The organism is Vibrio sp. SSH13-20, assembly GCF_040104475.1.
Taxonomy (GTDB): Bacteria; Pseudomonadota; Gammaproteobacteria; order Enterobacterales; family Vibrionaceae; genus Vibrio; species Vibrio harveyi.
Genome location: NZ_JBECOU010000008.1, coordinates 38365 through 50896 on the forward strand (window position 1 = coordinate 38365; position 12532 = coordinate 50896).

Consider the following 12532-nt stretch of genomic DNA (forward strand, 5'->3'; position numbering starts at 1 on the left):
TATGGATGTTATACCGTATTTATGATGTGTTTAATTGATTAGATATAATGAAACTGAATGCATTTCTGGTGGCGGTATTGCTCATCTAAATGTGATGTTGGGTATATTAATTCACTGTTTTCTTATAAAAATATGAACTTATGGCTTGCCAATTGGTTCTAAATTGTTACAAATACCATTCAGTTGTAACATTGCCATAAGGAATTGTAGATGAGAGAACTCACTCCCGAGTACTTGTTAGCCGCATTACGACAAGCGATCAAAACCAAAGGGCTAACATATCGAGAGTTATCTGAGAAAATGGGCATGCCGTTGTCCACTTTTAAACGTCATTTAACTAGCACTAACCTAGGTCTTGATAAGCTACTTGAGTATTGTCGAGCTGTGGATTGTACCCTCGATGAGCTTCAAAAGCTGGCAAATCAGCTACAAGCTGAGGATCAGGACTATTTCAGTCGTACGCAGGATGAAGTCTTTTTCCAGTTTCCGCATCTTTACGATTTTTATCGAGAACTTCGAATGCTGAGGGGGAAGGATGGCTACACCATTCTTATGAAAAAGTATGATCTCTCAAAGCAAAGCATGTCTGACTACCTTGGTGCTCTAGAGCTGCTTGATTTGGTTTATGTGGACGAAGATAACAACATCACGCTTCACGGTCCGCTTTATTACAGCTATGCAGAAAACTCTAAACTTAACGAGAAGTACACCGAGATCCTTAAAGAACAAACGACTACCCATGAGAAGTGTGTACGTGTAGCGCTATCGCGAATGAAAATCACGGAAGAACAGCTACTTATCTTAGAAGAGCAGATGGCGAAAACCGTGTTAGATTTTCATTCTAAAAACGTCGTTGCAGAGAACTTTAATGTGTCAGACTTTACCAACGTTTTGCTGATAGCAGGTCCGCATCAGCCTGTAACGTTTTCTGATGGTATTGTACAAACAGAAGTCAACTTCATTGATGACATTCGCTACGCTATCGCTTCGGCTGGGGATAAACCAAGCCTTTCGATATAGCTTCTAGTTATTTTTAGTGATTTATAGATTCATCCTTGAAATGTTTATTTAATGAACTAATATGACGAAGTGTCAATTATGACGATTCGTCAGAAATGTGATGGCGTTTCTGCAAACCATATTCGTGTTACAATTCATTTGAGTTACACAGGGATACGGGACGAGGAAGTATGTTTAACTTTGGTTGCAACAAAGATGACAAGCAAGAGGGTGGCCGAATTGCTTCTGGTTTGACTAAGAAACAGCAGGCGATCGCTGATCGCGAGGTCGAATTAGTTCAACTGGCTAAATCTTTAGTGCAAGAACAAGGCTTTGCTAATCTCACCATGGATAAGCTAACGGCTGCCAGTCCGTATTCAAAAGGGACCATCTATAACCATTTTTGCAGCAAAGAAGATGTGATCCTTGCACTTTGTATACACTCACTGAAAAGTGAGGCGGTGTTTTTTGAGCGTACGGCAAATTTTGATGGCAACACGCGTGAAAAGATCATTGCAATGCATGTTGGGTATCGTATTTACGCCCGTATGGAACCCGTATTGTCGACTTGCGCTATTGTCGCCAAAACTCCTTGGGTGATAGAGAAAGCTTCACCCGCTCGACTGAATGAATTGAACAAGCTGGAAGAAGAAGTAATATCTGGAGCGGACGCATTAGTAAACCACGCCGTGGAAATTGGAGATTTAAAATTCTCTCCTGCTGTTGGTGCTGATGCGATTGTTTTTGCCAATTGGTCGATTGCGTTTGGTTCTAATGCTTTGGCGCAAAATGCATCTAACAGTCGATGTATTCAGCGTTTGCAAGACCCGTTTTCGGTATTACACAATGCGAATATGTTACTTGATGGATTAGGGTGGTTACCTCTCTCAACAGATTGGGATTACCGCAAAACCTGGCGTCGAGTTGAGCAGGAACTATTTAGCGAAGAAATTGCTTACCTTGATTCAGTCAATCGCTGAGTAGGGTATAAACCAATCGGTTATTCGATTGGTTTTTTAGTCACACTATTTGACGGATCGTCAATAACGATTGTTTTGGTATCAGGATTTTTAATCCCTAGAGTGCCAAAACTGCGTTATTAACGCATCTGGAATTAGAGAACAGCGTAAGCTGCTTTTTTAACTCCGTTTTTTGACGAAACGTCACAAAGGGAGAGTGTGATGAAACACCACCAAGCTCAACAAGCAAGCCCCGGTCAATGGGGGAAAATACCAACCAAGTACAGTCTTTGGGTTCTGCTGGCAACAGTATTACTCGTTATTATCGCAACGATCGGAGCAAAGAATCTCTATTTTCGGGGCGACTATAATATCTTTTTCGATGGCAGCAATAAGCAGTTATTAGCTTTCGACGAAATTCAAACCACCTTCGCCAAAACAGACAATCTTGCTATCGTGATCGCTCCTGATAGCAGAGAGGTGTTTACTCCTGAGATCCTGAAACTCATACAAAACTTAACAGTGGATTCGTGGCAAGTGCCGTATTCGAGCCGAGTAGACTCTCTGGCTAATTACCAGCACACGGAAGCGGTTGAAGATGATCTCTTGGTCGAAGACCTGCTTTACGAAGAGCATGAGTTGACTCCAGAGCGAATTGCGAAAGTAAAAAATATCGCACTAACAGAGCCAGTGTTAAAAAATGCGCTGATCTCTGCAAAAGGCGATGTCACTGTCGTGAATATCACCGTTCAATTGCCGGAGGTTGATAAAACAGCGGAAGTCCAAGAGGTGATGGCTCACATTAATCAGATGCTGGCGCAGTATCAGCAAAACTATCCAAATGTTGAGTTTCATAAAGCTGGTATTATCGCCATGAACTATGCCTTCATGACCGCAGCACAAGAGGATAGCGCTACCTTAGTACCAACGATGCTGTTGGTTATTTTGTTGTTCTTAACCATCATGCTGCGTTCATTCTTAAGTGTTGTCGCGACTCTTATTGTGATTATTGGCTCGGTGATAGCAACGATGGGGTTGTCTGGTTGGGCTGGTATGTTTTTAAGCACTGCGACGGTTAATGTGCCAACCTTGGTCATGACATTGGCTGTAGCGGACTGCGTGCATGTTATTGCAACTATGCGCCAGTCGATGCAAAACGGCTTTAGTAAGGGACATTCGATAGAGCGCAGTATCTCTCTTAACTTTATGCCCATCCTAATCACGTCAGTTACAACCGCAATTGGCTTTCTGATGATGAATATGTCGGATTCTCCTGTGCTGCGAGATTTTGGTAACTTATCGGCATTAGGGGTGATGATTGCCTGTTTTCTATCAGTGACGCTGCTTCCAGCGTTACTCACACTATTACCAGTCTCAGTTAAGCAACCTGCCTCACAGAGCGGGACCGACTTCATGGACAAGCTAGGAGATTTTGTCGTTTTACGTCGTAACGTGTTACTGCCAATATCAGTGATCGTTATTGCAGTGAGTGCAAGCTTGATACCGTTAAATCGAGTCAATGATGAATCCGTAAAGTATTTCGATAATCGCAGTGATTTTCGTCAAGCTGCCGATTTTATGGAAGCACGTATCAGCGGCATGACCAATCTCAGCATTGCCATCAAAACCAATGAGTCGCAAGGGATTGCTGATCCTGTTTTTCTTACCGCTATAGGCAACTTTACCGATTGGCTTCGCGAACAGCCTGAGACAGATCATGTTGCAACGCTCGCGGATGTATATAAACGCCTCAATAAAAACATGCACGCTGATGATGAGCGTTACTACTTACTACCACAAGATAGAGAATTGGCGGCGCAATACCTTCTACTCTATGAGATGTCTTTGCCGTACGGCTTAGATCTTAATAATCAGATTAATGTTGATAAATCTTCGATCAAAATGGTGTTAACCGTCGATAATTTAGGGAGTGTTGAATTAGTTGACCTTGAGAACCGAATCTACGCGTGGTTTGCCGACAATGCACCGCAATATGATGTGGTCGCATCGAGTCCATCATTGATGTTTGCTCACATTGGTGAGACCAATATGGCAAGTATGCTCTCTACGTTACCAATTACATTAGTTTTGATCTCTGCATTACTCATCTTTGCGCTGCGTTCGCTAAGGCTTGGTCTCATCAGCTTGGTTCCAAATATTGCCCCGGCCGTGCTTGGTTTCGGTCTTTGGGCGCTGATCTCTGGTGAAATCAATCTAGGACTGTCAGTCGTGGTGACCTTGACGCTTGGCATTGTGGTCGACGACGCGGTTCATTTCCTTTCGAAATATCAAAGAGCACGAAAAGAAGGACAAAATGCTGAACAGGCCGTTCGTTATGCCTTCCACACTGTTGGTCGTGCACTGTGGATCACTACCGTCGTATTGGTAGCAGGTTTCTCAGTATTGGCTATGTCGAGCTTCCGCTTAAATGCAGATATGGGGCAGCTTAGTGCGATCGTGATCTTTATCGCCTTGGTCGTGGACTTTTTATTCTTGCCAACGCTACTCATGCGTTTTGATAAAGCAGCATATGTCGAGCAAACAAAGACTAAAACGCCAGAAACACAAGCGAAGAAAAACATTACGGCATCGTTGTGATTGAACAGTGCCCTCAAGGAAAACAAGACAAGGACTATATGATGAAGTTATTTAGCAAACCTCTGAATGTCGTTACATTATCGATTTCTCTGTTAATGGCTCCTCTCACTTGGGCTGACGAAGCTAAAGGGTTGGAAATTGCACAAGAGCGCAAAGCGCGTGACCAAGGCTGGGGAGATTCTGTTGCCACCATGCAAATGATACTTCGCAATGCTCAAGGAGAAAGTAGTACTCGCTTGATGCGCCTAAAATCACTGGAGGTCGCTGATGATGGCGATAAAGGGCTAACTATCTTTGATGAACCACGAGATGTTAAAGGAACCGCATTTCTTAATCATTCACACACGGTGGGCGCTGACGACCAATGGCTCTATCTACCCGCGCTCAAACGCGTAAAACGTATCGCTTCACGCAATAAATCTGGTCCATTTATGGGCAGTGAGTTTGCTTATGAAGACCTGAGCTCATTCGAGATTGAAAAGTACCGTTTCAATTACCTTAAAGATGAAACGATGAATGACCAACAGACGTTTGTATTAGAGCAAATCCCGACAGATAAAAACTCCGGTTACACCAAGCAGGTGGTTTGGCTAGATCAAGCACATTATCGTCCTCTGAAAGTAGAATTTTATGACCGCAAAGGCGCGTTGCTAAAGACGTTAGAGTTTTCTGATTACAAACAGTATCTGAATCAATACTGGCGTGCCCACACTATGGCAATGATGAATCACCAAACGGGCAAGAGTACAGAACTGACAACCAGTGAATTGACGTTCCAGACCGGTCTTAAAGATAACGACTTCAACAAAAACATCCTCAAGCGTGTTAAGTAGGGAGGTTGAATGACTAGGGCAATCGCTGCTGGCCGAGTCTTGGCTAGCATTATGGCTGTGCTTTGTTCTTCGTCTTTGCTTGGCGCTGAATTGGCAGGTCAGGTTAACTTCGAGCATCGACAATTTTTCTCTGCCGGTGCTCAAGGGCAGAGCAAAGGGCAAACATCGCTAGTGTTGCAACCAGAGCTCTACTGGGATCTTCAAGATGGTGATGCGAGTTTCACCTTTACGCCTTTTTATCGTTGGGACAGCATGGATGATGATCGTACGCATGCTGATATTCGAGAAGCCTTGTATTTAACCTATTGGGATGACTATGAACTTCGTGTTGGTATCAGCAAGGTGTTTTGGGGTGTAACAGAATCTGCGCACTTAGTGGATGTTGTAAACCAAATTGATGCGGTAGAAGCGGTCGATGGTGAAGATAAATTGGGACAACCCATGGTGCATTTTACGTCCATCAAAGAGTGGGGAACGCTGGATGCTATGATCTTGCCTTATTTTCGTGAACGAACATTCGCGGGTAAAGATGGGCGTTTGAGGTTCGATCCTGTTGTCTCCGATGATGCGTTGTACGAATCGAGTCGAGAAGAAAAACATGTAGATGTCGCGTTGCGGTATGCACAAATGTTTGGCGATTGGGATCTCGGCTTGAGCTATGTCTATGGAACGAACCGTGATCCGTATTTTCGATTCGAGCAAGGCGAGCTAAAACCTTACTACGCATTGATGAGTCATGTTGGACTGGATGTGCAGGGAATCGTGGGAGATTGGTTATGGAAACTTGAAAGTGTTTATCGTGATAGTTTTGATAATCATGTCGGTGTTGTTTCCGGATTTGAATACACGATAGTGGGGGCTTTTGAAACGGTATGGGATGTGGGTCTTATCGGTGAGTATTTATATGATAGCCGTGGTAACAACGCGCAGAACATTGGTCAAAATGATGTCTTTGCAGGTGTTCGCTTAGCGTTTAATGATGAAGATGGCACCGAAATCCTAACTGGTATCACGCAAGATCTCGATAATACCGATGTGTACAACGCAAAACTTGAGGCTTCCAGCCGCATTTCAAATCATTTTAAGTGGCAAATTGATGCTTGGTTGTTTAAAAATGACACGCCAACGGACCTCTTGTATTTCGCAAGAGACGATGATTTTATCGAGCTATCTATCCAGTACTATTTTTAGTGCGGGAGATAAGTAAATCGAAAATTCTAAGGCAAAGAGATCCATGTCATTATTTTGACTGGCTGCTAGAGCCGTAAGGAAGATTTATCGTTACTATTCCTTATGTTTGTTGTGGTTTTGATAGCGATGCGATAAGCAACTAACAAAACCCTCCGGTTTTACTTAGGGGTAGTAACGTTGAATTCATTTCGCTGGGACACTTATTTTGAAACAGGCATCGAAGAAGTCGATGAACAGCACCAATATCTTGTTGGATTTATCAACAAGTACGGCGAACTTTTGGCGCAAAACAGCATCACTCTCACGGACATTCAAGTAGCATTATTTGAACTGTCTCGCTATGCCGAGTTCCACTTCAAAGAAGAAGAGAACTTGATGCGAGAGGTCGAGATCCACCCAGAGCACCTAGAAAAACATATCCAAGTACACCGCGCATTTATGAGCGACATCATCAGTATGCAGAGCTTTATCAGTGATGCCAATAAACGCGCTGCTGAGCAGTTATTGGATTTCCTCATTCATTGGTTGGCTTACCACATTCTTGGTATTGATCAAAATATGTCTAAGCAAGTGGCTGCCATTCAATCTGGGATGTCACCGAGGGCGGCGTATGATGAACAAGAAAAACAAGCCAACGCATCCACTGCGCCATTGCTGGATGCGCTAAATGCTCTGTTTTCACAAGTTTCAGAGCGTAACCGAGAATTACTGAAGCTTAATCTGGTTTTGGAAGAAAAAGTGGATGAAAGGACAATACAACTTTCTCAAGCCAATAAGCAGCTAGAGGCTTTATCACTCACGGATTCGTTGACTCAACTGCCGAACCGAAGAAGTGCGATTAAATCTCTCAAGACCTTATGGCGAAACGAGGAGGCGAGAGCTTTACCTTTGGTTTGTATCATGATTGATGCGGACTACTTTAAGCAAGTCAATGACACCTGTGGTCACGAAGCCGGAGATTTGGTCTTAAAAGAACTTGCACAAGCGCTAAAACACTCTTTCCGCAGTGATGATATCGTGTGCCGACTTGGCGGCGACGAGTTCGTTGTTATATGCCCGGACACGGGTCTTGAAGGTGGGTTGCATGTTGCCGAGATGGTGAGAAAACAGATCTCTCACATGCTGGTTCCAACAGCATTCGAACCTTGGCGAGGCAGCATCAGTGTCGGGGTAGCAGAACGCCGCGAAGAAATGCAAACTTACACTGATTTGATCCGAGTTGCTGACGAAGGCGTTTACTTGGCAAAACAAAACGGTAAAAACCGAGTACGGTCATCGCAAAAGCTAATATCTTCGAACTAACTCGTCATTCACATTAGAACGCCAGAGAACCCAATTTTTTCACTGTTTGGTGAAAATCTATGTGGCGTATTCTTTAGCTACTTATGCAAAAACAATCACGAAAAAGCAGGGGTTATTCCATAGCAACCCTTCATTTTTTACGTTTTTGTGTTCTTTTTATTCAATAACCTCTTCTTTTCATAATTCAATTTGGCCTTGGTGGCGGGTTTGGCTACTATGTACAGCTATCAAAAAACCAATCACTCCCTTATGGATACTACCAATAGGTAGATGAGGAAACGATGCAACATCTAGAAGAGATCATTGCTAACGCGAGTGCAGCAATTGAAGCTGCAGAATCGCTAGTCGTACTTGATGAAGTGCGTGTTCAGTATCTAGGTAAAAAAGGTGAGCTAACTGCTCAACTTCAAAGCCTAGGTAAACTACCACCAGAAGAACGCCGTGAAGCGGGTCAAGAGATCAACAAAGCGAAAGGCGTGGTTCAGCAAGCTATCGCAGCTCGTAAAGACGCACTACAACGTGCAGAGCTTGAAGCGAAGCTAGCGGCAGAAACGATCGACGTAACATTACCAGGTCGTCGTATCGAGAACGGTGGTCTACACCCAGTTACTCGTACTGTAGAGCGTATTGAGAAGTTCTTTGGTGAACTTGGCTTTAACACTGAGTCTGGTCCAGAAATCGAAGATGCATTCCACAACTTTGATGCACTAAACATCGCAGCTGATCACCCAGCGCGTACTGACCATGATACTTTCTTCTTCAACCCAGATTTGATGCTTCGTACTCACACGTCAGGCGTACAGATCCGTACGATGGAAAATGGCAAACCACCATTCCGTTTCATCGCACCTGGTCGTGTATACCGTAACGACTACGACCAAACGCACACGCCAATGTTCCACCAAGTGGAAGGCATGCTGGTTGATGAGAACGTAAACTTCGCACAGCTGAAAGGCATCCTGCACGATTTCCTATGCAACTTCTTCGAAGAGGAAGTGGAAGTACGTTTCCGTCCATCTTACTTCCCGTTCACTGAGCCTTCAGCTGAAGTTGATGTGAAAGGTAAAAACGGTAAATGGCTAGAAGTACTAGGCTGCGGTATGGTTCACCCGAACGTACTACGTAGCGTAGGCATTGATCCTGAAAAATACTCTGGTTTCGCATTCGGTATGGGTGTTGAGCGTCTAACAATGCTTCGTTACGGCGTGAACGACCTACGTGCGTTCTTCGAGAACGATCTTCGTTTCCTAAAACAGTTCAAGTAATCCAGGGGATAAATCACTATGAAATTCAGCGAATCATGGCTTCGTGAGTGGGTTAGTCCTTCGATTACCACTGACGAACTAACTCACCAAATTACAATGGCGGGTCTAGAAGTTGATGACGTGCTACCTGTAGCAGGTTCGTTCAACGGCGTTAAAGTTGGTCACGTTGTTGAATGTGGTCAACACCCAGATGCAGACAAACTGCGCGTTACTAAAGTAGACGTGGGTGAAGAAGAGCTTCTAGACATCGTTTGTGGCGCACACAACTGTCGCCAAGGTCTGAAAGTAGCAGTAGCAACGGTTGGTGCTGTTCTTCCAGGCGATTTTAAAATCAAAAAAGCAAAACTACGTGGTCAACCATCTCACGGCATGCTTTGTTCGTTCACTGAACTAGGTATCGATGTTGAGTCAGATGGCATCATGGAGCTAGCAGAAGACGCAGTAATCGGTACGGATTTCCGTGAATTCCTAGGTCTAGACGACGTAACAGTAGACGTAGACCTAACAGCAAACCGCGCTGACTGTTTCAGCATTCGTGGTCTAGCTCGCGAAGTTGGCGTACTAAACCGAGCTGACGTAACTGAGCCATCAGTAGAAGCAGTAGCAGCTTCAATCGAAGATAAAGTGTCTATCGAAGTGAAAGCGCCAGCTGCGTGTCCACGTTACCTAGGTCGCGTTGTTAAGAACGTAAACGTTCAAGCTGAAACGCCACTATGGATGCAAGAGAAGCTGCGCCGTTGTGGTATTCGTTCTATCGACCCTGTAGTAGACATCACTAACTACGTTCTTTTAGAGCAAGGTCAACCAATGCACGCATTCGATCTAGCGAAGATCGAAGGTGGCATCGTAGTTCGTATGGCTGAGCAAGGTGAGAAGCTAACACTTCTTGACGGTAGCGAAGCAGAACTAAACGCAGATACACTAGTTGTTGCTGACCACAACAAAGCACTTGCAATCGCAGGTATCTTTGGTGGTGAAGAGTCTGGTGTAACAACGGAAACTAAAGACGTTCTACTAGAGTGTGCATTCTTTGCACCTGACCACATCCGTGGTCGCGCACGTAGTTACGGTCTTCACACTGATTCTTCAATGCGTTTTGAACGTGGTGTGGATTACGCACTACAAGTGAGCGCAATGGAGCGCGCAACTCAGCTTCTTGTTGAGATCTGTGGCGGTGAAGTCGCACCTGTTGTTGCTGTAGAGTCTGAAGCAGACCTACCTAAGCCAAACAAAGTTGCTCTACGTCGTACTAAGCTAGACAACCTATTAGGTCACCACATCGCTGATGCTGACGTAGTAGAAATCCTAGAGCGCCTAGGTTTGACAGTTGAAGCTTCTGAAGAAGGTTGGGTGGCAGTAGCACCAACATGGCGTTTCGATATCGCTATCGAGCAAGACTTGATTGAAGAAGTTGGTCGTATCTACGGTTACGACAACATTCCTAACCAACACCCAGCAGCAGCACTTAAGATGCACAACCACGTTGAAGCGGATCTTCCACTGAAACGCGTTCGTGATCTTCTTGTTGACCGTGGTTACCACGAAGCAATCACATACAGCTTCGTTGAGCCTGAGCAACAAAAGCTAGTTGTACCTGGTGTTGAGCCTCTAGTGCTTCCAAACCCAATTTCTGCAGACATGTCAGCAATGCGTCTTGGTCTTATCCAAGGTCTGCTGAACACGGTTGTTCACAACCAGAAGCGTCAACAGCCACGCGTTCGTCTATTTGAATATGGTCTACGTTTCATCCCATGTGAATCGGCAGAAAACGGTATGCGCCAAGAGCCAATGCTTGCCGGTGTTATCGCAGGTACTCGCGGTGAAGAGCATTGGGATATCGAAACTAACACTGTTGATTTCTTCGACCTTAAAGGCGATCTAGAAGCAATTCTAGAGCTGTCTGCTAACGAAAAAGCGTACTCTTTCGCTGCACTGTCACCTGAAAGCAAAAAAGCTAACCCAGCACTTCACCCAGGTCAATCTGCGGCAATCATCGTAGATGGTAAAGAAGTGGGTGTGATCGGTACTGTTCACCCAGAACTTGAGCGTAAGTTCGGTCTAAATGGTCGTACTATCGTATTCGAAATCGAATGGTCTGCAATCAACAGCAAAGTGATCCCTGAAGCGGTAGCACTTTCTAAATTCCCTTCAAACCGTCGTGATATCGCGGTAGTCGTGGATGAAGCTGTTGCATCTGGTGATATCGTTAACGCTTGTGTAGAGCAAGGTGGCGAGTTCCTTAAAGATGCGAAGCTGTTCGACGTTTACGTAGGTAAAGGCGTTGAAGAAGGTAAGAAGAGCCTAGCAATCGCTCTGACTCTACAGTCACTTGAGCGTACTCTGGAAGATGCAGATATCGCTGGTGCGGTTGACGCTATCGTTGCTCACGTTTCTGAGAAGTTTGGTGCGTCTCTACGTGACTAATCTCATGTAACGTATCTTCTTAAGAAATGGAAACCCTGCCAGTTTGGCAGGGTTTTTTTATATCTTGAGAGATAGGAAATAGGGAATAACTAGAGCCAAACTGTCTCTACCTTCATCCTCTCACCTTCGAGGTGAATCTTATTCACGCCAATCTTTGCATTGCGGTTGTATTCGTCAATACTGTGGTCAAAACCGTAAGCAGTAGCGGGTGCCATATGTTGAGTGACTTCTTGGCGCGTTACAGTCAGTGCATCATGACCATGCCCGCAAATAACATCTTGAACTCGGTACTTAGCCAAAAGCGCATGTAAGCTTGCATTGTTTTCCAAGCAAATGGCTTGCATCCAATCCGAGCCTACGGGAATAATAGGGTGATGGATAACAACAATCGGATTGATCGCATGGCGAAGTTGTTTATTGAAGCGTGCTAGCCCACGGTTATCGACACGACCAGAGCCTAAAGGGTGGCGCTTATCCAAAGGTTTAGCACTCGAATCTAAGAACAGCATGTCACGGTTATGAATTTTGGCTTTATTCACTACGTTAATAGAGCTACCGACCAGTTCCCGCTTCATCAATTTGGTGTCATCATGGTTGCCTGCAATTGCGAATATTTTCTTATCGCGAATGTGCTTTTCTAGGAAACTTAGTAGTACACGGTAATCACCCGGTTTGGGGTTGCAACAAAGATCGCCTGTTAGCAAAAGGGTATCGCATGATGAATCTTTTTGAGCATAAAGAAGCGCGCTACGTAGATTCTCAAAGCTTGAATCGTCACTTAAATGGCAGTCGCTGATTTGAATAATTGATGTCATAGAGTTGCAAAGCAAAAACGGTAGTTGTTTGACGTTAGTCTATCATTCAATCTTTTGTTTTTGATATGCCTCTACCATTAAAAGGTTTCTCTAGGTCATCTGTTTAAAAGCGCAGTGCCACAGCTTAATCGATAACTGAAGAACAC

Annotated in this window: 9 protein-coding genes; 8 read left to right on the forward strand and 1 reads right to left on the reverse strand. The window is 44.5% G+C overall.

Features of this window, described 5'->3' with window-relative positions; translation table 11 throughout:
- The first annotated feature begins 210 nt into the window (after positions 1–210).
- From ABMY42_RS20935 to pheT, 8 genes are all read left to right on the forward strand, one after another.
- A complete protein-coding gene (locus ABMY42_RS20935) occupies positions 211–1020 on the forward strand; it encodes a helix-turn-helix transcriptional regulator (protein WP_005445576.1) in 810 nt (269 codons plus the stop codon).
- Positions 1021–1190: 170 nt separating this feature from the next.
- Complete coding sequence (locus ABMY42_RS20940) at positions 1191–1979, forward strand: TetR/AcrR family transcriptional regulator (protein WP_009697355.1); 789 nt, start codon at positions 1191–1193, stop codon at positions 1977–1979.
- Positions 1980–2180: 201 nt separating this feature from the next.
- Positions 2181–4556 carry an MMPL family transporter gene (locus ABMY42_RS20945; RefSeq protein WP_274878962.1) on the forward strand — a complete coding sequence of 792 codons (2376 nt, stop codon included), beginning with the start codon at positions 2181–2183 and terminating at the stop codon, positions 4554–4556.
- Positions 4557–4651: 95 nt separating this feature from the next.
- Positions 4652–5389 (forward strand): outer membrane lipoprotein-sorting protein, encoded by a 738-nt coding sequence (locus tag ABMY42_RS20950; protein WP_223295720.1) that lies wholly within the window; start codon positions 4652–4654, stop codon positions 5387–5389.
- Positions 5390–5398: 9 nt separating this feature from the next.
- Complete coding sequence (locus tag ABMY42_RS20955) at positions 5399–6580, forward strand: hypothetical protein (protein ID WP_349266741.1); 1182 nt, start codon at positions 5399–5401, stop codon at positions 6578–6580.
- 177 nt (positions 6581–6757) lie between these two features.
- Positions 6758–7882, forward strand: a complete 1125-nt coding sequence (locus tag ABMY42_RS20960) for a GGDEF domain-containing protein (RefSeq protein WP_005445565.1) — start codon at positions 6758–6760, stop codon at positions 7880–7882.
- 281 nt (positions 7883–8163) lie between these two features.
- Complete coding sequence (gene pheS / locus ABMY42_RS20965; RefSeq protein WP_005439802.1) at positions 8164–9147, forward strand: phenylalanine--tRNA ligase subunit alpha; 984 nt, start codon at positions 8164–8166, stop codon at positions 9145–9147.
- Positions 9148–9165: 18 nt separating this feature from the next.
- Positions 9166–11571: a phenylalanine--tRNA ligase subunit beta gene (gene pheT, locus ABMY42_RS20970; protein WP_053050944.1), complete on the forward strand. Its 2406-nt coding sequence runs from the start codon at positions 9166–9168 to the stop codon at positions 11569–11571.
- Between the two features lie 89 nt (positions 11572–11660).
- On the opposite strand, the gene ABMY42_RS20975 is transcribed toward pheT, so the two are convergent.
- A complete protein-coding gene (locus tag ABMY42_RS20975) occupies positions 11661–12386 on the reverse strand; it encodes a metallophosphoesterase (protein WP_017190331.1) in 726 nt (241 codons plus the stop codon).
- Positions 12387–12532: the final 146 nt, after the last annotated feature.